This is a genomic window from Enterobacter sp. Taxon_8, assembly GCF_058354585.1.
This window is the reverse complement of sequence record NZ_CM177989.1, coordinates 555,839-576,646: the sequence shown is the minus strand read 5'-3', so window position 1 is coordinate 576,646 and position 20,808 is coordinate 555,839. Positions and strand designations below refer to the sequence as shown.

The window sequence follows — 20,808 nt, the reverse complement described above, 5'->3', positions numbered from 1 at the left end:
TGATGAAAAAAATCCTCGCACTCTCAGTGCTGGCCATGTGCGTTTCCCATAGCGCGGTGGCCGCGAACTACGCGCTCGGTAACGACAATATTGCTCTGTCATTTGATGATGCAAACTCAACGGTAGTGGTTAAGGACACCAGGGCTAACCATCCGCTCACGCCGCAGGAGCTGTTCTTTCTGACGCTGCCGGACGAGACGAAAATCCACACCGCTGATTTTAAAATCAAGCATGTCGAAAAGCAGGACAGCGGCTTGGTCATCGATTTCACCCATCCGGACTTTAACGTAACGGTGAAGCTGAACCTGGTGAAGGGGAAATACGCCAGCATCGACTACACCGTTGCCGCCGTTGGTCAGCCGCGAGACGTGGCAAAAATTACCTTCTTCCCGACCAAAAAGCAGGCTCAGGCACCTTACGTAGACGGGGCGATTAACAGCTCGCCGATCGTCGCAGACTCGTTCTTCATTCTGCCGGACAAGCCCATCGTTAACACCTACGCCTATGAAGCGACAACCAATCTCAACGTAGAGCTGAAAACGCCGATTCAGCCAGAGTCGCCGGTCAGCTTTACCACCTGGTTCGGCACCTTCCCGGAGACCAGCCAGCTGCGCCGCAGCGTAAACCAGTTTATTGATGCCGTCCGCCCGCGTCCGTATAAGCCTTATTTACACTACAACAGCTGGATGGATATCGGCTTCTTTACCCCGTACTCCGAGCAGGACGTGCTGGGGCGGATGGATGAATGGAATAAGGAATTTATCACCGGGCGCGGCGTGGCGCTGGATGCGTTCCTGCTTGACGATGGCTGGGATGACCTGACCGGACGCTGGCTGTTTGGCCCGGCATTCAGCAACGGTTTTAGCAAAGTTCGGGAAAAAGCCGACAGCATGCACAGCTCCGTTGGACTGTGGCTCTCGCCGTGGGGTGGATATAACAAACCGCGCGACACTCGCGTCTCGCATGCAAAAGAGTACGGTTTCGAAACGGTAGACGGGAAGCTGGCGCTGTCAGGCCCAAACTATTTTAAAAACTTCAATGAGCAGATCGTTAAGCTAATTAAAAACGAGCACATTACCTCGTTCAAGCTGGACGGGATGGGTAATGCCAATTCGCATATTAAGGGCAGCCCGTTCGCCTCGGATTTTGACGCCTCTATCGCTCTGCTGCACAACATGCGCAGCGCCAACCCGAATCTGTTTATTAACCTGACGACAGGTACCAACGCCAGCCCGTCCTGGCTGTTCTACGCTGATTCCATCTGGCGCCAGGGCGATGACATCAACCTGTACGGTCCCGGCACGCCGGTGCAGCAGTGGATGACCTACCGCGATGCGGAAACGTACCGCTCCATTGTTCGCAAAGGGCCGCTGTTCCCGTTGAACTCGCTGATGTACCACGGGATCGTTAGCGCGGAAAACGCCTATTACGGGCTGGAGAAGGTGCAAACGGACAGCGACTTTGCCGACCAGGTCTGGAGCTACTTCGCCACCGGAACCCAGCTGCAGGAGCTGTATATCACCCCTTCAATGCTGAATAAGGCGAAGTGGGACACCCTGGCGCGGGCCGCGAAGTGGTCCCGGGATAACGCCAACGTGCTGGTAGATACGCACTGGATTGGTGGTGATCCGACCGCGCTGCAGGTTTACGGCTGGGCATCCTGGAGCAAGGACAAAGCGATTCTCGGCTTGCGTAACCCGTCGGATAAGCCGCAAAGCTACTACCTGGATTTAACAAAAGATTTTGAAATCCCGACAGGAAACGCGGCGCAGTTTCGTCTGAAAGCGGTGTACGGCAGTAATTCAACCGTACCGGAGGAGTATAAAAACGCGGTGGTGATTACGCTGCAGCCGCTGGAAACGCTGGTGTTTGAGGCGGTACCAGTTAGCTAAAAGACGCATAACGATCTGCAGGCCGGGTTAGGCGCAGCCGCCACCCGGCAAAACAGGCGGCAGGGGCTTACTCCCCCTGCTGCTCCAGCGCATGCTTATACAGCGCATTTTTCTTCACGCCGTGAATTTCCGCCGCCAGCGCAGCGGCCTTCTTCAGCGGCAGTTCCGCCTGCAGCAGCGCCAGCGTGCGCAGCGCGTCGGCTGGTAGCGCGTCTTCCTGCGCCTTATGCCCTTCGACAATCAGCACCATTTCGCCCTTGCGGCGGTTTTCGTCTTCCTTCACCCACGCCAGCAGTTCACCCACTGGGGCGCCGTGAATGGTTTCCCAGGTTTTGGTCAGCTCGCGCGCCAGCACCACGTAGCGGCCTTCCCCCCAGACGGTCACCATATCTTCCAGGCTCTCCAGCAGGCGGTGCGTGGATTCGTAGAAAATCAGGGTGCGCGGTTCCGCTTCCAGGTCTTTTAAGACGTCGCGGCGGCCTTTGGATTTGGCAGGCAGGAAGCCTTCATAGCAGAAACGGTCAGACGGCAGACCTGCAGCGCTTAATGCAGCAATTGCGGCGCACGGGCCGGGCAGCGGCACAACGCGAATACCGGCTTCGCGACAGGTACGCACCAGGTGATAGCCGGGATCGTTGATCAGCGGCGTACCGGCGTCGGAGACCAGAGCAATGTTCTGCCCCTCTTTCAGCTTCGCCACCAGCGTTTCGGCTTTTTGTTGCTCATTGTGATCGTGCAAAGCAAACAAACGGGCGTTAATCGCGAAATGTTGCAGCAGCAGGCCGGTGTGGCGGGTATCTTCAGCAGCAATTAAATCAACAGCTTGCAGTACGGTGAGCGCACGTTGGGTAATATCAGACAAATTCCCGATAGGAGTAGGTACAATATAAAGCTGGCCTTGAGAATTATCTGCCGTTTCGTGTTGTTTCATTGTTTCGTCCGTATTGCCGATTTAATATTGAGCATTGCGTAAAAAAAATCACTGGATACAGTATGGTACCGTTAACGTTTCTTCGAAAAAAAGCCACGCGCAGCGTGCCGCTTCTGCTGGCAGCCCTGATCTTTGCAGGCTGTGGCACCCAGGCACCTGACCAGAGCACCGCCCATCTTCAGGGTTCTGCTCAGGCTGATTCTGGCTTTTATCTGCAGCAAATGTCGCAGAGTTCAAATGATACCAAGACCAACTGGCAATTACTCGCCATTCGTGCACTGCTGAAAGAGGGTAAAACCCAGCGGGCTGCCGAACTGTTTAACCAGTTGCCGAAAGATCTTAACGACGCCCAGCGTCGCGAGCAGAGCCTGCTCTCTGCCGAGCTGAAGGTCGCGCTGAAAGATTACGCCGCCGCGAAGAAGATCCTCGGGGACATTGACGTGAGCGCGCTGGATAAAAACCAGCAGGCTCGCTTCTGGCAGGCGGGCATTACCGCTGAGCAGGGGCGCCCTTCCCTGACGCTGCTCCGCGCCCTCATCGCGCAAGAGCCGCTGCTCGGCGGTGCCGAAAAGCAGAAAAATATTGATGCCACCTGGCAAGCGCTGGCTTCGATGACGCAGGAACAGGCGCAGGCTCTGGTCATCAACGCCGATGAAAACGTTCTTCAGGGCTGGCTGGATCTGCAGCAGATGTGGTTTAACAACCGCAGCGATCCAAAGATGCTGAAAGCCGGTATTACGGACTGGCAGACACGCTACCCGCAAAACCCGGGTGCGAAAATGCTGCCAACCCAGCTGGTGAACGTACAGAACTTTAAGCCAGCGTCCACCAGCAAAATCGCCCTGCTTCTGCCGCTCAACGGCCAGGCGGCGGTGTTTGGCCGTACCATTCAGCAGGGCTTTGAAGCAGCGAAAAACGGTACTACGTCGGTAACCGGCAGCGCAGTTCCCGCTCAGGCAGCCCAGGCGGCTAACGTGAGTGATGTTGTCAGCCCATCCGCCGCCGAGACCAGCGACCTGACCACAGCGCAAGCTCCGGCGCAGGGCACGATGCAAAACCCGGTGACGGCCCCGACGACGCCTCAGGCTACAGCTGCACCGGCTACAACAACACCAGCTACGGCAGCACCTGCGACCCAGGCTCCGGCCGAGACCCAAGCGGCACCAGCATCTGACGCAACGGCAGAACAGCCTCAGCAGCAAACTGCACAACCCGCGGCCCAGCCTGCCGATCAGCCGCAGGCCGTAGCAACCACCAGCGCCAACCCGGGCGCTGAGGTGAAAATTTACGACACCAGCTCGCAGCCGCTTGACCAGGTTCTGGCTCAGGTTCAACAGGACGGGGCGAGCATCGTTGTCGGTCCGCTGCTGAAAAACAACGTGGAAGAGCTGATGAAGAGCAATACCACGCTGAACGTGCTGGCGCTCAACCAGCCTGAGCAGGTTCAGAACCGGGCCAATATCTGCTACTTCGCGCTTTCCCCTGAAGATGAAGCCCGCGATGCGGCGCGTCATATTCACGAGCAGGGTAAGCAGGCTCCGCTGCTGCTCATCCCACGCAGCGCGCTGGGCGATCGCGTGGCCAATGCCTTTGCCGATGAGTGGCAGAAGCTGGGCGGCGGCGTCGTGCTGCAGCAGAAATTCGGCTCCGTCTCTGAACTGCGTGCGGGCGTAAACGGTGGAGCGGGTATCGCGCTTAACGGCAGTCCTGTCACCGCGAGCCTGCCGCAGCAACAGGGCGTGACGATTGGCGGCCTGACGATCCCGGCCCCGCCTACCGACGCGCAGATTAGCGGTGGCGGTAAAGTGGATGCGGCCTATATCGTTGCCACGCCGCAGGAGATCGCCTTTATCAAACCGATGATCGCGATGCGTAACGGCAGCCAGAGCGGCGCAACGCTCTACGCCAGCTCACGCAGCGCGCAGGGTACCGCCGGCCCGGATTTCCGTCTGGAAATGGACGGTCTGCAGTACAGCGAAATCCCGATGCTGGCTGGCAGCAATCCGGCGCTGATGCAGCAGGCGCTGAGTGCCGTACGTAACGATTATTCTCTGGCGCGTCTGTATGCGATGGGTGTCGATGCATGGGCGCTGGCGAACCACTTTACCCAGATGCGCCAGGTGCCGGGCTTTGAGCTTAACGGCAATACCGGCGATCTGACCGCCACCCAGGACTGCGTGATCAACAGGAAGTTATCATGGCTCAAATACCAGCAGGGGCAGATCGTCCCGGCCAGTTAAGCCGAAAAGAGACCGGCGATGCGTGGGAATTAAAGGCGCGTCGCTGGCTTGAAGGCAAAGGACTTCGTTTTATCGCCGCCAACGTCCGCGGGCGCGGCGGCGAAATCGACCTGATCATGAAAGACGGTCAGGTCACCGTGTTTGTAGAAGTCCGCTTTCGACAGTCCTCTCGTTTTGGCGGTGCTGCCGCCAGCGTGACGCTCGCCAAACAACATAAATTATTACAGACTGCCCACTTGTGGCTTGCCCGCCATAATGGGAGTTTTGATACTGTGGATTGCCGGTTCGATGTGATAGCCTTCACCGGAAATGAGATCGAATGGCTTAAAAACGCTTTTGGCGAAGACGCATAATTAAGATTTAAAAGGGATAACGTGCTCGAAAGAATTAAAGTGTGCTTCACAGAAAGCATCCAGACTCAGATTGCCGCGGCGGAAGCCCTTCCGGATGCTATCTCGCGTGCCGCAATGACGCTGGTGCAATCCCTGCTAAACGGCAACAAAATCCTCTGTTGTGGCAACGGCACGTCAGCCGCCAACGCACAGCATTTTGCTGCCAGCATGATCAATCGCTTTGAAACAGAACGCCCAAGTTTACCTGCCATTGCACTTAATACCGATAATGTGGTCTTAACGGCGATTGCTAACGATCGTCTGCATGACGAAATTTACGCAAAGCAGGTGCGAGCTCTGGGTCATGCCGGAGATGTGCTGCTGGCCATCTCCACGCGCGGCAATAGCCGGGATATTGTCAAAGCCGTTGAAGCCGCCGTCACCCGCGACATGACCATCGTGGCCTTAACCGGCTATGACGGGGGTGAGCTGGCGGGTCTGCTTGGGCCGCAGGATGTGGAAATCCGCATTCCTTCTCACCGGAGCGCACGTATTCAGGAGATGCATATGCTCACGGTGAACTGCTTATGTGACTTGATCGATAACACGCTTTTCCCTCACCAGGATGATTAAGGAGTTCTTATGAAGGCTTTATCGACCCTCGCAGTCCTTATGTCTGCATTACTGCTTCAGGGATGTATCGCTGCAGCCGTTGTGGGTACCGCCGCGGTAGGCACCAAAGCGGCAACCGATCCGCGCACCGTGGGAACGCAGGTGGATGACGGTACGCTGGAGCTGCGCGTCAACAGTGCGCTGTCGAAAGACGAACAAATCAAGAAAGAAGCGCGTATCAACGTGACGGCTTATCAGGGCAAAGTGCTGCTGGCAGGTCAGGCACCGAATCTGGAGCTCGCCTCTCGTGCGAAACAGATTGCGATGGGCGTAGAAGGGACCACTGAGGTGTTTAACGAAGTGCGTCAGGGCAAGCCAATTGGCCTGGGTGATGCCTCTTCCGATACCTGGATCACCACCAAAGTACGCTCCCAGCTGCTGGGCTCGGACCAGGTGAAATCCTCCAACGTGAAGGTGACGACAGAAAACGGTGAAGTGTTCCTGCTAGGTCTGGTGACCGAACGTGAAGGGAAAGCGGCGGCCGATATCGCCAGCCGGGTGAGCGGCGTGAAGCACGTCACTACTGCGTTTACTTACATCAAGTAAGCTACATCCGACTGTAAGCCCGGTGAGCGCTCGCGCCACCGGGCTTTTTTTCACATCAACGCAATACTCCCCACTATCACCCCGCTCAACGCCACCAGCCCTGCGGTCAGCCACAGCGCTTTCGCCGGGAATGACTTACGCAGCATAATCAGCGACGGCAGGCTGATGGCAGGCAGCGTGATGAGCAATGCCAGCGCCGGCGCGGTGCCCATACCGGCCAGCATCATGGTCTGAACAATGGGAATTTCTGCGGCTGTAGGGATCACAAACAGGCAGCCTGCAACGGCCATCGCAATGACCCACAACAGCGTGTTATCGATAGCGCCATCCGCATGCGGGAAGAGCCAGACGCGCGCCGCCCCGAGAACCAGTACCGCCAGGATATAGACCGGGATGGTGTTCCAGAAAAGCTGCCATAGCGCCTTGCCCCAGCGTGCGAAGAAACCGCCCTGCGGCTCGCTAACGTCCAGCTCAACAGACGCGGACTCTGGCGCCTTATCCTTCACCAGATTCTGCACCAGCGTCGCCACCACCAGCACGGTCAGCAGTCCGGCCACCAGACGAATGAACGCAAAATGCCAGCCCAGTACAAAGCCCATAAACACCAGCGTTGCCGGGTTGAGCAGCGGGTTGCCCATCCAGAACGCCAGCGCGCCGCCCATCGACACGCGCTGGCGACGCATTCCAGCAGCCACAGGCGCGGCGCAACAGGAGCACATCATCCCCGGCAGGGAGAAGATCGTTCCCAGCAGCGTACCCTGAAAGCGCGGCTGTCCAAGGGTTTTCACCAGCCAGTTGCGCGGGATCAGCACCTGAATCAGTGAGCCCAGGATCACGCCTAAGACCGCGGCCTTCCAGACGGCAAGAAAGTAGACCATGGCATAGTCCCACGCCGCCTGAAGCGGGCTGGCATCAGCCTGAGCGAGAATAGATTTACCGATGCTGTGCGTTTCGGCGGCGGTGAAGGCTTTACCGTAGTACGGCTGCCATTTCACGTACCAGAGGCCAACAATGACCACGAGAAAGAAGAGTGCGGGCTTCCACCATTGAACAGGTGTTGCCGCCTGAGATGAAGACTGACCAGTCATAGCATTCCCCGGAGAGTATGAGTAATTAGCCGGGGGAGTTTACGCCTCGCCCTGCGCGATTTCACGCAGTTTTGCCGAAGGGATAATGTTTACGCCCGCTTTCGACGGGGCCAGTCCCTCTTTTAACAGGACACGCGCGACGTCCCGCGCCTCGATGGCTTTCCAGTTGCCGGGAAGGATGCGAAACAGCGGGGCCATGATCGACTCGTTAAAGCGGCGCTCGTCCCGGTGGCCGATCAGCATTGAGGGGCGCACAATCGTCAGTTGCTCCCATTTCTGCGCAATCAGCGCATCCTCCATCTTGCCCTTCACCTTGTTGTAGAAGAAAGGCGATCCGGCACTGGCGCCCAGCGCGCTGACCACCAGAAAATGTCTGGCCCCCAGCTTTTTCGCCGTGAGCGCGGTGTCCACCACCAGCGTGTAGTCGGCGTGGATAAATGCCTCTTTGCTCCCCGCCTCCCGCCGCGTGGTGCCCAGACAGCAAAAGGCGATATCAATCGGGTCCTGCACCTGCGCCAGCGCATCCGTCAGCTGAGGATCGTGCGGGTTAAAGACGCCGGATATGTCCGCCATCGGTCGACGCGTCGGGGCGGCGATGTAGTTCACGCGGCGATCCTGAATCAGCAGCCGCAGCAGGTGATCGCCCACTAGCCCGGTAGCACCCGTAATCAATACCTGACTCATCTTATCCCCTTTACAGAATTGTCCGTTTGCGAACTCAGCGTCGTCGACCACACTTAGAAGTCTGTTACAGGTAAGTATTTACCACAAGCGGAGAAAAATCAGTCTGAAGCCAAAACAACGGAGGAAGCATGGGCAAGAAAATCGCAGTCTTGATTACCGACGAGTTTGAAGATTCAGAATTCACCTCTCCTGCAGAGGCGTTCCGCAAGGCGGGACATGAGGTCATCACCATTGAAAAAGAGGCGGGCAAAACGGTGACAGGCCATAAGGGCGAGGCCAGCGTGACCATCGACGAGACCATCGATAACGTTAGCCCCTCAGATTTCGACGCCCTGCTGTTACCCGGCGGCCATTCACCGGATTCCCTGCGCGGGGACGAGCGTTTCGTGACCTTTACCCGGGACTTTGTTTCTACCGGCAAACCGGTCTTTGCCATCTGCCACGGCCCGCAGTTGCTCATCAGCGCAGAAGTGGTCCGCGGGCGTAAGCTCACGGCGGTGAAACCGATCGTTATCGATCTCAAAAACGCGGGTGCTGAGTTTTACGATCAGGAGGTGGTCAACGACAAAGACCAGCTGATCACCAGCCGGACCCCGGACGATCTCCCGGCGTTTAACCGCGAAGCGCTACGCCTGCTCGGCGCGTAGCCAGTGCAGCTTCTTGCCAAAGCCCAGGGTGTTGTCGGTAAATTTCAGCTCATCGAGGCGGATTTCCCACACCGGGGCTTTTAGCGCAGCGGCAACCGGAAAGCGGCGCGTGTAGTGCTTACGACGCGCGTCGCTCTCTTCTCCGTCCAGACGACGGATCTCCCCTTTAAACTGCACGCCGCGGATCAGCGCGACCGTTTTCGGCTGGCCGTTCACCGTGCCCGCGACCTTAGCCTGCTGGCCGGTCATCTGCGCATGACGCGTTTTGTCTTCACTCATAACATAAAACGCGACGCGCTCCGGATCGTAGTAGTAAAACGCGTTTGCGCACCACATCTCACCCTCGCTGTAGACGCACCAGGTGACGACGTGCTGCTTCGCCAGCCAGCGGTTAATGGCGGCCAGTGTTTCCATTTTCGTTCTCTCTCATGCTATGGTGCGTTCACCTTAACATACTGAATCTGTTTACCGTGTGCTGGTTTCTCTATCTTGTCCGAACCGCTGATAACGCACTCTACACCGGGATCACCACCGATGTGGCGCGGCGTTTTTTACAACATCAAACGGGGAAAGGGGCAAAAGCGCTGCGGGGGAAAGGAGAATTACAGCTCGCCTTTTCGGCGCCCGTCGGTGACCGATCGTTGGCGCTCAGGCTGGAATACCGCATCAAACAGCTGACGAAGCGCCAGAAAGAGCGCCTCGTGACCGGAGACGGCTCCTTTGAGGCGCTACGCGAGAGCCTGATTAAAAGCGATTGAAATGGTCGTGGTATTCGACCAGACCATTGACGCCGTTGAGCGCGTCGTCCGCCAGACGGTGCACCTGGAAAGCGGATTCCGTACCCGGCCAGCGGCAGCGCAGATCGTAATGCGCGGCCTGCTCGAAGCCCAAACGGCCATAGAATGCCGGATCGCCCAGCGTGACAACGGCCGCATAGCCGAACTCATTGAGCGAATCCAGCCCTTCATAGACCAGCTGACGCGCCAGCCCCTGCCCGCGATAGTTTTCATCCACCGCCAGCGGTGCCATACCGACCCACTGCAGCTCTTCGCCCTGAACGGTGACCGGACTGAAGGCAACATAGGCCACCACCTGACCTTCGTCATCGGTGGCAACCAGCCCCAGCGTAATCAGGCCGTCTTCGCGAAGATCGTGGACCAGTTGGGCTTCGGCATCGCTCGTAAAGGCTCGGCGCAACAACGCATCGATCCCTGGCGCATCAATCCCAATTTCGACTCGAATCAGCATGGCTCACCTACTGAAGTGTGTTTACCGTCCGGCGGGGTTTTCAGCCCGGCCTCAACGAAATCTGCCATTTGCATTAGCATCACGCGCAGCGCTTTCGGCATCTGCTCCAGCTCAATGGCATCCATTAAATTCTTCACGTACAGGCCCAGCTCCGTGTCGCCTTCAATCACCAGACGGCGCTGGAAGAAGAGCGTGTCCGGATCCTGCTTGCGCGCGGCGATCATCAGCAGATCGCTGGCGTTGGCGCTAAAGCTCACATCCGCCTCGGCGGTTTCGCGTACGATGAGCTGGTCATTCTCAACGGAGGTAAACCAGCGCAGCCCGATGTCACGCACCTCAATGCTTAACCAGCGGCCTTCCAGGAACTCCAGCTCGCCATCCTGCAGCGCCTGGCGGAACTGCCAGCTCAGGACCTGCTCCAGCACCTGGCGTTTAAGCGCGAACGGCGCCAGCTTGACCGGCACGCTCAGCATTGATGGACCAAATTGTACGAGACGTGAACGCAGTTTATCCAGCACGAGCTTTACTCCCTGATATCTATAGTCCTGCTATTTTGCCATATCCGAAGCGCAACATAGCGGCGTAAATCAACAAACCATCGTCCGTCGTACCTCATTATTGGTGCCATCAATACGCCATTAGCTGCCTTAAATCAAAAATTGTCGCGTATGGGTTAATTAAAATCCCAGCTCGTTAACATTTTTGCGATCGACAACATCAGGATAAATTATGGAGCTGCTCTGCCCAGCCGGAAATCTTCCGGCGCTTAAGGCGGCCATCGAAAATGGGGCCGATGCGGTCTATATCGGGCTGAAAGATGACACCAACGCCCGCCATTTTGCCGGCCTCAACTTTACGGAGAAAAAGCTTCAGGAAGCCGTTAACTTCGTTCACCAGCACCGCCGCAAGCTGCATATCGCCATCAATACCTTTGCTCATCCTGACGGCTACGCCCGCTGGCAGCGCGCGGTGGATATGGCGGCACAGCTGGGTGCCGATGCGCTGATTCTGGCCGACCTCGCTATGCTTGAGTATGCGGCAGAACGCTATCCCCATATTGAGCGCCACGTCTCTGTTCAGGCATCTGCCACCAACGAAGAGGCCGTGCGTTTTTATCACCTAAACTTTGACGTGGCCCGCGTGGTGCTGCCGCGCGTGCTCTCTATTCATCAGGTTAAGCAACTCGCGCGCGTCACGCCAGTGCCGCTGGAAGTTTTTGCCTTTGGCAGCCTGTGCATTATGGCCGAAGGCCGTTGCTATCTTTCCTCGTATTTGACAGGGGAGTCACCGAATACCGTCGGGGCCTGCTCCCCTGCCCGCTTCGTTCGCTGGCAGCAAACGCCGCTGGGGCTGGAATCTCGTCTGAATGAGGTGCTGATTGACCGCTATCAGGATGGTGAAAACGCCGGTTATCCGACGCTGTGTAAAGGCCGCTATCTGGTCGACGGCGAGCGCTACCACGCGCTCGAAGAGCCTACCAGCCTTAATACGCTCGAGCTGCTGCCTGAACTGCTGGCGGCCAATATTGCCTCGGTGAAAATCGAAGGTCGTCAGCGCAGCCCGGCCTACGTGAGCCAGGTGGCGAAAGTGTGGCGTCAGGCCATCGACCGCTGCATGGCGGACCCGCAGAACTACGCCCCGCAGCAGGCCTGGATGGAAACGCTCGGATCGATGTCCGAAGGCACGCAAACCACGCTGGGCGCGTATCACCGTAAATGGCAGTGAGAAAATCATGAAATATTCATTAGGGCCGGTGCTTTACTACTGGCCAAAAGAGACGCTGGAAGATTTTTACCAACAGGCTGCCTCCAGCAGCGCCGATGTGATTTACCTCGGCGAAGCGGTGTGTAGCAAACGCCGCGCCACCAAAGTGGGCGACTGGCTTGATATGGCGAAAAACCTGGCCGGCAGCGGCAAACAGGTCGTGCTCTCCACGCTCGCGCTGGTGCAGGCCTCTTCTGAACTGGGCGAGCTGAAACGCTACGTAGAGAACGGCGAGTTCCTGCTGGAGGCGAGCGATCTCGGCGTGGTGAACATGTGCGCCGAACGCAGGCTGCCGTTTGTCGCGGGCCATGCCCTTAACTGTTATAACGCCGTGACCCTGCGCCTGCTGCTCAAACAGGGGATGACGCGCTGGTGTATGCCTGTTGAGCTCTCCCGCGACTGGCTGGCAAACCTGCTGACCCAGTGCGAAGAGTTGGGCATTCGTAACAAGTTTGAAGTGGAAGTGCTGAGCTACGGGCATCTGCCGCTGGCCTATTCCGCCCGCTGCTTTACCGCACGCTCGGAAGACCGTCCAAAAGACGAGTGCGAAACCTGCTGTATTAAGTACCCAAACGGACGCAGCATGCTGTCCCAGGAGAACCAGCAGGTGTTTGTTCTCAACGGCATTCAGACCATGAGCGGCTATGTCTATAACCTCGGCAACGAGCTGGCGTCTATGGACGGGCTGGTGGATATGGTGCGCCTGTCACCGCTCGATAACGGCGTGTTCGCGATGCTGGACGCCTTCCGCGCTAACGAAAATGGCGCTGCTCCGCTGCCGCTGGCGTCAAACAGCGACTGTAACGGCTACTGGAAGCGTCTGGCCGGGCTGGAACTGCAGGCCTAAAAAAGGCTCACTTTGTTAACAACGGTTATCATTTTTTAATGCAGTATTAAAGATTCACCGTCGACAAAGTGAGCTGTTATGACTGACAAAAACATTCCGTTTTCGGTGCTGGATCTGGCGCCGATCCCACAAGGCTCCTCGGCAAGAGAAGCCTTTTCGCACTCTCTGGATCTGGCTCAGCTGGCCGAAAAGCGTGGCTATCACCGCTACTGGCTGGCCGAACACCACAACATGGTGGGCATCGCCAGCGCCGCCACCTCGGTACTGATTGGTTATCTGGCGGCAAACACCACCACGCTGCACCTGGGCTCCGGCGGCGTGATGCTGCCAAACCACGCTCCTCTGGTGATCGCCGAGCAGTTTGGCACCCTGAATACCCTCTATCCGGGCCGTATCGATTTAGGGCTTGGCCGTGCGCCGGGCAGCGACCAGCCGACTATGCGTGCCCTGCGTCGCCATATGAGCGGCGATATCGACAACTTCCCGCGCGACGTGGCCGAACTGGTGGACTGGTTCGACGCGCGCGATCCGAACCCGCACGTGCGCCCGGTACCGGGTTACGGCGAGAAGATCCCGGTATGGCTGTTGGGCTCAAGCCTCTACAGCGCGCAGCTTGCCGCCCAACTGGGGCTGCCGTTTGCGTTTGCCTCGCACTTCGCGCCGGATATGCTGCATCAGGCGCTGCATCTCTACCGCACGAACTTCAAACCGTCCGAGCGTCTGGAGAAGCCGTACGCAATGGTGTGTATCAACATCGTTGCCGCCGACAGCAATCGCGACGCGGAATTCCTGTTTACCTCCATGCAGCAGGCGTTTGTGAAGCTGCGTCGCGGTGAAACGGGCCAGCTTCCGCCACCGGTGGAGAATATGCATCAGCTGTGGTCAGCCTCCGAACAGTATGGCGTGCAGCAGGCGCTGAGCATGTCGCTGGTAGGCGATAAAGCGAAAGTGCGTCACGGGCTGGAGGCTGTGCTGCGCGAAACGCAGGCGGATGAAATTATGGTTAACGGCCAGATTTTCGATCACCAGGCGCGTTTACACTCGTTTGAGCTGGCGATGCAGGTGAAAGAGGAGCTGGTGGGGTAGGTTTTTGCCGGATGGCGGCTTCGCCTTATCCGGCCTACGCGATCCCTGTAGGCCCGGTAAGCGTAGCGCCACCGGGCTTTGCGTTTACTGATACACAGGCAGCAGGTTAAAAGTCGACAGCACGTGGACCAGTGCGTTACCTACCCCAAACACCAGGATCAGTGCAATCATCGGCTTGCCGCCCCAGACGCGGAATTTCGGGCTGCCGAAGCGTTTACGTGATTTACGTGCCAGCAGCGCGGGCACAATTGCCGCCCAGATGGTTGCCGCCAGCCCTGCATAGCCGATGGCGTACAGGAAACCGTTCGGCCACAGCAGGCCACCCACAATCGGCGGCAGGAAGGTCAGCAGCGCGGTTTTGAAGCGCCCCATCGCAGAATCATCAAAGCCAAACAGATCCGCCAGGTAGTCAAACAGGCCCAGCGTCACGCCGAGGAAAGAGCTCGCCACCGCGAAGTTAGAGAAGATAACCAGCAGCAGATCCAGGCTGCGGCTGTTCAGCACGCCGCTCAGCGCCTGCACCAGCACGTCAATGTTACCGCCCTTCTGGGCAATGCCGATAAATTCCGGACGCGGGATGTTGCCCATCGTCCCTAGCAGCCAAATCACATACAGCCCCAGCGCCAGCAGCGTGCCGTAGACCAGACACTTCACAATGGTGCGCGGATCTTTGCCGTAGTACTTCATCAGGCTCGGCACGTTACCGTGGTAGCCGAACGACGCCAGACAGAACGGCAGGGTCATCAGCAGGTAAGGCGTGTAGGAGGTGTTCACTTCGGCGACGTTAAACAGCGTGGCAGGCGTCACATGCCCCAGCAGGCTGCCGAAGGTCAGGAAGAAGGTGATGACCTTCGCGCCCAGCACGATCGCCGTCATCCGACTCACCGCTTTGGTACTCATCCAGACAATAAACGCCACGCCCAGCGCAAAGCACAGCCCGGCCAGACGCGCCGGTACGTTCAGCGACATCTCCGAGAAGGTGTGATGCAGAATCGAACCGCTTGCCGAGATATACGCGTAGGTCAGGATATAGAGCACAAACGCGATGGACAGCCCGTTCACCAGATTCCAGCCTTTGCCCAGCAGATCTTTGGTGATGGTGTCGAAACTGGAGCCAATCCTGTAGTTCAGGTTCGCCTCGAGGATCATCAGCCCGGAATGGAGCATACAGAACCAGGTAAAGACCAGCGCGGCCAGCGACCAGAAGAACCACGCACCGGACATGACCACGGGCAGGGAAAACATCCCGGCACCTATAATGGTTCCGCCGATGATCACCACGCCGCCAAGCAGCGAAGGTGACGTTTGGGTGGTGGTTAGTGTCGCCATACAGCCTTTTCTCCAGTCAATCATACGGTTCTGCATTTTAATGTGACGCACTGTACCAGTACGGGAGTACAAAAGGAATAAAAAAAGCCCCGATCGCATGAATCGGGGCTGTATATTTTACTTTACGTCAGAAGCGTAAGGCTTACGCGTCACCGAAACGACGACGGCTGGAGCCTTCTTCACGACGCGGGCCACGGCTTTCGCGGCGCTCGCCGGAGAAACGACGACCTTCACCACCGCGACCTTCGCTGCGACCGCCTTCACGACGCTCGCCGCCGAAACCGCGACCACCGCCACGACGTTCGCCGCCACGGTCAGGACGTGGCTGTGCATCGCCCAGCAGCTGCATGTTCATCGGCTTGTTCAGGATGCGGGTACGCGTAAAGTGCTGCAGTACTTCACCCGGCATGCCTTTTGGCAGCTCGATGGTAGAGTGGGATGCGAACAGCTTGATGTTACCGATGTAACGGCTGCTGATGTCGCCTTCGTTAGCGATCGCGCCAACGATGTGACGAACTTCAACGCCATCATCACGGCCCACTTCAATGCGGTACAGTTCCATGTCACCTGCGTCGCGACGTTCACGACGTGGACGGTCTTCACCACCACGCTCTGGACGGTCACCACGTGGGCCACGATCGTTACGGTCGCCACGACGTTCGAAGCGATCGTCACGGTCACGGAATTCACGCTTAGGACGCATCGGCGCATCTGGTGGCACGATCAGGCTACGTTCGCCCTGAGCCATTTTCAGCAGTGCTGCGGCCAGGGTTTCCATGTCCAGCTCTTCGCCTTCAGCAACAGGCTGAATCTGCGACAGCAGCGCACGGTACTGATCCAGATCGCTGCTTTCCAGCTGCTGCTGTACTTTAGCGGCGAATTTTTCCAGACGGCGTTTGCCCAGCAGCTCTGCGTTTGGCAGGTCCGCTTCTGGAATGGTCAGCTTCATGGTGCGTTCGATGTTACGCAGCAGACGACGCTCGCGGTTCTCAACGAACAACAGCGCACGGCCAGCACGACCCGCACGACCGGTACGGCCGATACGGTGAACGTAAGACTCGGAATCCATCGGGATGTCATAGTTAACAACCAGGCTGATACGCTCAACGTCCAGACCACGTGCTGCCACGTCGGTTGCAATCAGGATATCCAGACGACCGTCTTTCAGACGCTCCAGAGTCTGCTCACGCAGAGCCTGGTTCATGTCGCCGTTCAGCGCTGCGCTGTTATAGCCGCTACGCTCCAGGGCTTCAGCCACTTCCAGGGTCGCGTTTTTGGTGCGAACGAAAATAATCGCCGCATCAAAATCTTCCGCTTCCAGGAAACGTACCAGCGCTTCGTTTTTACGCATGCCGTACACAGACCAGTAGCTCTGGCTGATGTCCGGGCGAGTGGTTACGCTGGACTGAATACGCACTTCCTGCGGATCTTTCATGAAGCGTTTGGTGATACGACGAATCGCTTCTGGCATGGTGGCAGAGAACAGCGCGGTCTGATGACCGTCCGGGATCTGCGCCATGATGGTTTCGACGTCTTCGATGAAGCCCATACGCAGCATTTCATCTGCTTCATCCAGCACCAGGCCGCTCAGTTTAGAGAGGTCCAGAGTACCGCGCTTCAGGTGATCCAGCAGACGGCCCGGCGTACCGACAACAATCTGTGGACCCTGGCGCAGGGCGCGTAACTGCACGTCATAACGCTGGCCGCCGTACAGGGCAACCACGTTTACGCCGCGCATATGTTTAGAGAATTCCGTCATTGCTTCTGCAACCTGAACAGCCAGTTCACGGGTTGGAGCCAGGACGAGGATCTGCGGTGCACGCAGTTCCGGATCAATGTTGTTCAGCAGCGGCAGCGAGAATGCTGCAGTTTTACCGCTACCAGTCTGGGCCATGCCCAGCACGTCACGACCAGAAAGCAGGTGTGGGATACACTCAGCCTGGATCGGAGATGGTTTTTCGTAACCCAGATCGTTAAGGGCTTCAAGGATAGGAGCCTTCAGGCCCAGATCTGCAAAAGTGGTTTCGAATTCAGCCATGTAGTACGAGTGCCTCAATGTCAATGGCGGCCAGTCTACTTAGCTCATCGTGAAAATGATTAGCAATTTTCATTGAAAAGTGTGAACCGGCTCAAAGTAGGTGTATTGACGAACAACAACGCCCTCACCAGTTAAGGTGATGGCAATCAAAAGATTACGGGCTGATGTTTATGTCGTCAGCTATTGCTGGTCCGATTCTGCCAGGTCGTCATGCTCCTGGCCCAAGAGCGATAATTCCAACAATGCATAACGGTGCTCAACGAAGTTGTGTACGTTGTTAGCAACCGCTAATTTGAACAGTGCCGTAGCGCTGTCCATATCCCCCAGACTTAGGTAGTACTTACCTAAATAGAAGTTGGTTTCACTGAGATGCTCAGCGAGCGAGGTGTTATCCGTTGCGTCCGCCTTGAGGCGTTCCATCAGCGTTGCTTCGCTAATGTTGCCCAGGTAGAACTCGACAATGTTCCATCCCCACTGTTCCTTGTCCGATTTATCGAAGCGCTGTTTCAGTGCCTCTTTTGCCTGCTTCTCATCGAGCTTCCGCTCAACGATGTAAAGCCACAGGCTACGGAAAGGATCATTAGGATCGTCTTGATAAAACGCCAGCAGATCATCTTGCGCTAACTTGTCACGACCGCCGTAATACAATGCGATACCGCGATTCAAGTGCGCGTAGTTGTAAGTTGGATCAAGCTCAAGTACAGAATCAAACGCTTCATAGGCAGCATCAAAATTGCCTGCCTGCGTTAAATAAATGCCTAAGTAATTGAATACTTCAGGCATATCAGGTCGGATAGCCAGCGCTTGTGAAAAATCATTTCGCGCCAATGCCCTCAGACCGAGACTATCATACAACACTCCGCGCTCATATAAAAGCTGTGCGCGTTCGTCATCGGTTAAAGCCCGACTGGCAAGTATTTGTTCCATGCGTGCCAGGATCACTTCCTGCTGCAAAGTCGGTTGCAATGGCACTGCGAGGACTTCGCTCTTACGCCAGGCAGAGTTGCTGCATCCTGCCAGCGTTAAAGCTGTCGCAACGAAACACCAGCGCAAAAAAGGCTTCATTTCCCACTCCCGAAGACAACTATTGGATGAACGTCCTGTCCCCCGGCGGCTTAACAAGGCGTCCTGCCTGATAATAGGCCCTCCGCAAAGCGGAGGGCAAATGGCAACTTACTCGCCTTGCTGTTCTGCTGCCTGTGCTTCTGGCGCAGCAGCTGGCTGAGACTGCTCGGTTGCTTCTTTAATGCTCAGACGGATACGGCCCTGGCGATCGACTTCCAGAACTTTAACCGGCACTTCCTGACCCATCTGCAGGTAATCGGTCACTTTCTCAACGCGCTTGTCAGCGATCTGAGAGATGTGAACCAGACCTTCTTTACCGCCACCGATGGCAACGAACGCGCCAAAGTCAACGATACGGGTCACTTTACCTGCATACACACGGCCCACTTCGATTTCTGCAGTGATTTCTTCGATGCGACGGATCGCGAATTTCGCTTTCTCGCCGTCGGTTGCTGCGATCTTCACAGTACCGTCATCTTCGATTTCGATGGTGGTGCCGGTCTCTTCGGTCAGCGCACGGATTACGGAACCGCCCTTACCGATAACATCTTTGATCTTGTCTGGATTGATCTTGATGGTGTGAATACGCGGTGCGAATTCAGAGATATCACCGCGTGGCGCGTTGATAGCCTGTTCCATCACGCCCAGGATGTGCAGACGTGCACCCTTAGCCTGGTTCAGCGCAACCTGCATGATCTCTTTGGTGATACCTTCAATTTTGATATCCATCTGCAGCGCAGAGATACCGTCGCGGGAACCCGCCACTTTGAAGTCCATATCACCCAGGTGGTCTTCGTCACCCAGAATGTCAGACAGAACAACATAGTTGTCGCCTTCTTTCACCAGGCCCATTGCGATACCCGCAACGGCGGCTTTGATTGGCACGCCTGCATCCATCAGCGCCAGAGAAGCACCACATACGGAAGCCATGGAAGAGGAACCGTTGGATTCGGTGATTTCAGACACCACACGTACGGTGTACGGGAATTTGTCTGCTTCTGGCATTACTGCCAGCACGCCGCGTTTCGCCAGACGACCGTGACCAATTTCACGACGCTTCGGCGAGCCAACCATACCGGTTTCGCCTACGGAGTACGGAGGGAAGTTGTAGTGGAACAGGAAGCTGTCAGTGCGCTCGCCCATCAGTTCGTCGATGATCTGTGCGTCACGTGCCGTACCCAGAGTCGCGGTAACCAGCGCCTGCGTTTCGCCACGGGTGAACAGCGCGGAACCGTGAGTACGTGGCAGAACGCCAGTACGCACGTCAAGTCCACGGATCATGTCTTTTTCACGGCCATCGATACGCGGCTCGCCTGCCAGAACGCGGCTACGAACAACGTTTTTCTCAATAGCGTGCAGGATTTCGCCAATTTCGTTAGCGTCCAGCGTTTCGTCTTCGGCAACCAGGGTCGCGGTTACTTCAGATTTGATCACGTCAACCTGAGCGTAACGCTCCTGTTTGTCGGTGATGCGGTATGCATCGCTCAGACGAGATTCTGCCAGTGCAGCAACACGTGCGTTCAGCGCGTCGTTGGCCGCTTCTGGCTGCCAGTCCCAACGTGGTTTACCGGCTTCTTTCACCAGGTCGTTGATGTTCTGGATAACAACCTGCTGCTGGTCATGGCCGAAGACCACAGCGCCCAGCATCTGGTCTTCGCTCAGCAGTTCAGCTTCGGATTCAACCATCAGCACAGCGGCTTCGGTACCCGCAACCACCAGGTCCAGCTTACTTTCTTTCAGCTCTTCCTGAGTTGGGTTCAGCACGTACTGGTCGTTGATGTAACCCACGCGCGCGGCACCGATTGGACCATTGAATGGAATACCAGAAAGTGACAGGGCTGCGGACGCACCGATCATCGCCACGATGTCCGGGTTAACCTGTGGGTTAACGGAAACAACGGTCGCGATAACCTGCACTTCGTTGACGAAGCCTTCAGGGAACAGCGGGCGAACCGGGCGGTCAATCAGACGCGCGATCAGGGTTTCGCCTTCGCTTGGACGGCCTTCACGACGGAAGAAACCACCCGGGATTTTACCGGCAGCGTAGGTACGCTCCTGGTAGTTAACGGTCAGCGGGAAGAAGTCCTGACCTGGTTTAGCTTTTTTCTGGCCCACAACGGTAACGAATACCGCAGTGTCATCCATGCTTACCATAACGGCAGCAGTCGCCTGACGTGCCATCATGCCGGTTTCCAGCGTGACAGTATGTTGACCATACTGGAATTTACGAACGATCGGATTCAGCAAAGTTCTGTCCTTTCTTAAATGTTTGACAGCACACCGCCGGTGTGCTGTCGATTTAACCCGACCTTCTTCGCATCCTCGCGACTAATGACAACCAACACCCCCATGGGTGAAGCCTCTCATTAGCCGCGCGAACCTCTGCAATGAAGATCATT

21 protein-coding genes are annotated in these 20,808 nt (G+C 56.9%); 10 read left to right on the top strand and 11 right to left on the bottom strand.

Translation table 11 applies throughout. The annotated features are described in order from the left end of the window. Positions 1 to 2 precede the first annotated feature (2 nt). Positions 3 to 1,892 carry an alpha-galactosidase gene (locus AC4IBF_RS02780; RefSeq protein WP_143345578.1) on the top strand — a complete coding sequence of 630 codons (1,890 nt, stop codon included), beginning with the start codon at positions 3 to 5 and terminating at the stop codon, positions 1,890 to 1,892. Between the two features lie 67 nt (positions 1,893 to 1,959). Here AC4IBF_RS02780 and rsmI read toward each other — a convergent pair whose 3' ends face one another. Next, positions 1,960 to 2,823, bottom strand: a complete 864-nt coding sequence (rsmI, locus tag AC4IBF_RS02775; RefSeq protein ID WP_133295191.1) for a 16S rRNA (cytidine(1402)-2'-O)-methyltransferase — start codon at positions 2,821 to 2,823, stop codon at positions 1,960 to 1,962. Between the two features lie 62 nt (positions 2,824 to 2,885). On the opposite strand from rsmI, the gene AC4IBF_RS02770 reads away from it, so the two are divergent. From AC4IBF_RS02770 to dolP, 4 genes are read left to right on the top strand one after another with little or no spacing between them, the layout of a single operon-like run. After that, complete coding sequence (locus AC4IBF_RS02770) at positions 2,886 to 5,063, top strand: penicillin-binding protein activator (RefSeq protein ID WP_491463140.1); 2,178 nt, start codon at positions 2,886 to 2,888, stop codon at positions 5,061 to 5,063. After that, a complete protein-coding gene (locus AC4IBF_RS02765; protein ID WP_111964949.1) occupies positions 5,021 to 5,416 on the top strand; it encodes a YraN family protein in 396 nt (131 codons plus the stop codon). The genes AC4IBF_RS02770 and AC4IBF_RS02765 overlap by 43 nt, the downstream gene beginning before the upstream one ends. Positions 5,417 to 5,437: 21 nt before the next feature. Beyond that, the gene (gene diaA / locus AC4IBF_RS02760) at positions 5,438 to 6,028 is read left to right on the top strand and encodes a DnaA initiator-associating protein DiaA (RefSeq protein ID WP_003861754.1); all 591 of its coding nucleotides are present in this window, start codon (positions 5,438 to 5,440) and stop codon (positions 6,026 to 6,028) included. 9 nt (positions 6,029 to 6,037) lie between these two features. Continuing rightward, on the top strand, positions 6,038 to 6,613 hold the full coding sequence (gene dolP / locus AC4IBF_RS02755) for a division/outer membrane stress-associated lipid-binding lipoprotein (RefSeq protein WP_111964950.1): 576 nt from the start codon (positions 6,038 to 6,040) through the stop codon (positions 6,611 to 6,613). A gap of 50 nt (positions 6,614 to 6,663) precedes the next feature. Here dolP and AC4IBF_RS02750 read toward each other — a convergent pair whose 3' ends face one another. Then, on the bottom strand, positions 6,664 to 7,701 hold the full coding sequence (locus AC4IBF_RS02750) for a permease (protein ID WP_133295193.1): 1,038 nt from the start codon (positions 7,699 to 7,701) through the stop codon (positions 6,664 to 6,666). A gap of 39 nt (positions 7,702 to 7,740) precedes the next feature. Beyond that, the gene (locus AC4IBF_RS02745; protein WP_143345581.1) at positions 7,741 to 8,385 is read right to left on the bottom strand and encodes an NAD(P)H-binding protein; all 645 of its coding nucleotides are present in this window, start codon (positions 8,383 to 8,385) and stop codon (positions 7,741 to 7,743) included. A gap of 128 nt (positions 8,386 to 8,513) precedes the next feature. Between AC4IBF_RS02745 and AC4IBF_RS02740 the strand changes: the two genes are divergently transcribed. Continuing rightward, positions 8,514 to 9,032 carry a type 1 glutamine amidotransferase domain-containing protein gene (locus AC4IBF_RS02740; protein ID WP_115876340.1) on the top strand — a complete coding sequence of 173 codons (519 nt, stop codon included), beginning with the start codon at positions 8,514 to 8,516 and terminating at the stop codon, positions 9,030 to 9,032. Here the strand turns inward: AC4IBF_RS02740 and AC4IBF_RS02735 are convergent. After that, entirely contained in the window at positions 9,012 to 9,446 is a 435-nt protein-coding gene (locus AC4IBF_RS02735) for a YhbP family protein (RefSeq protein WP_008501485.1), read from the bottom strand. The genes AC4IBF_RS02740 and AC4IBF_RS02735 overlap by 21 nt on opposite strands. A gap of 14 nt (positions 9,447 to 9,460) precedes the next feature. Here AC4IBF_RS02735 and AC4IBF_RS02730 point away from each other — a divergent pair, with 14 nt between their 5' ends. Next, positions 9,461 to 9,790 carry a GIY-YIG nuclease family protein gene (locus AC4IBF_RS02730; RefSeq protein WP_008501484.1) on the top strand — a complete coding sequence of 110 codons (330 nt, stop codon included), beginning with the start codon at positions 9,461 to 9,463 and terminating at the stop codon, positions 9,788 to 9,790. Here AC4IBF_RS02730 and AC4IBF_RS02725 read toward each other — a convergent pair. Beyond that, positions 9,777 to 10,280: a GNAT family N-acetyltransferase gene (locus AC4IBF_RS02725; protein ID WP_252093497.1), complete on the bottom strand. Its 504-nt coding sequence runs from the start codon at positions 10,278 to 10,280 to the stop codon at positions 9,777 to 9,779. The two genes, AC4IBF_RS02730 and AC4IBF_RS02725, sit on opposite strands and share 14 nt — an antisense overlap. Further along, entirely contained in the window at positions 10,274 to 10,798 is a 525-nt protein-coding gene (gene ubiT / locus AC4IBF_RS02720; protein ID WP_024906374.1) for a ubiquinone anaerobic biosynthesis accessory factor UbiT, read from the bottom strand. The genes AC4IBF_RS02725 and ubiT overlap by 7 nt, the downstream gene beginning before the upstream one ends. 211 nt (positions 10,799 to 11,009) lie before the next feature. Between ubiT and ubiU the strand changes: the two genes are divergently transcribed. The 3 genes from ubiU to AC4IBF_RS02705 all read left to right on the top strand — a co-directional run bounded on the left by ubiU (position 11,010) and on the right by AC4IBF_RS02705 (position 13,977). Further along, entirely contained in the window at positions 11,010 to 12,005 is a 996-nt protein-coding gene (ubiU, locus tag AC4IBF_RS02715) for a ubiquinone anaerobic biosynthesis protein UbiU (protein ID WP_136195036.1), read from the top strand. 7 nt (positions 12,006 to 12,012) lie between these two features. Beyond that, positions 12,013 to 12,891 (top strand): U32 family peptidase, encoded by an 879-nt coding sequence (locus tag AC4IBF_RS02710; RefSeq protein WP_133295197.1) that lies wholly within the window; start codon positions 12,013 to 12,015, stop codon positions 12,889 to 12,891. A gap of 78 nt (positions 12,892 to 12,969) precedes the next feature. Beyond that, positions 12,970 to 13,977 (top strand): luciferase-like monooxygenase, encoded by a 1,008-nt coding sequence (locus AC4IBF_RS02705; RefSeq protein ID WP_133295198.1) that lies wholly within the window; start codon positions 12,970 to 12,972, stop codon positions 13,975 to 13,977. An 84-nt stretch (positions 13,978 to 14,061) separates the two neighbouring features. On the opposite strand, the gene mtr is transcribed toward AC4IBF_RS02705, so the two are convergent. The 5 genes from mtr to pnp form a co-directional block, all read right to left on the bottom strand. Continuing rightward, entirely contained in the window at positions 14,062 to 15,306 is a 1,245-nt protein-coding gene (mtr, locus tag AC4IBF_RS02700; protein WP_133295199.1) for a tryptophan permease, read from the bottom strand. A 142-nt stretch (positions 15,307 to 15,448) separates the two neighbouring features. Next, on the bottom strand, positions 15,449 to 17,344 hold the full coding sequence (locus AC4IBF_RS02695; protein WP_252093498.1) for a DEAD/DEAH family ATP-dependent RNA helicase: 1,896 nt from the start codon (positions 17,342 to 17,344) through the stop codon (positions 15,449 to 15,451). Beyond that, positions 17,337 to 17,417, bottom strand: coding sequence for a protein YrbN (gene yrbN, locus AC4IBF_RS02690; RefSeq protein WP_100122156.1), 81 nt, complete (start codon positions 17,415 to 17,417; stop codon positions 17,337 to 17,339). The genes AC4IBF_RS02695 and yrbN overlap by 8 nt, the downstream gene beginning before the upstream one ends. A gap of 107 nt (positions 17,418 to 17,524) precedes the next feature. Further along, positions 17,525 to 18,409, bottom strand: coding sequence for a lipoprotein NlpI (gene nlpI / locus AC4IBF_RS02685; protein ID WP_032642338.1), 885 nt, complete (start codon positions 18,407 to 18,409; stop codon positions 17,525 to 17,527). 108 nt (positions 18,410 to 18,517) lie between these two features. Beyond that, positions 18,518 to 20,656, bottom strand: a complete 2,139-nt coding sequence (gene pnp, locus AC4IBF_RS02680; RefSeq protein ID WP_008501475.1) for a polyribonucleotide nucleotidyltransferase — start codon at positions 20,654 to 20,656, stop codon at positions 18,518 to 18,520. Positions 20,657 to 20,808: the final 152 nt, after the last annotated feature.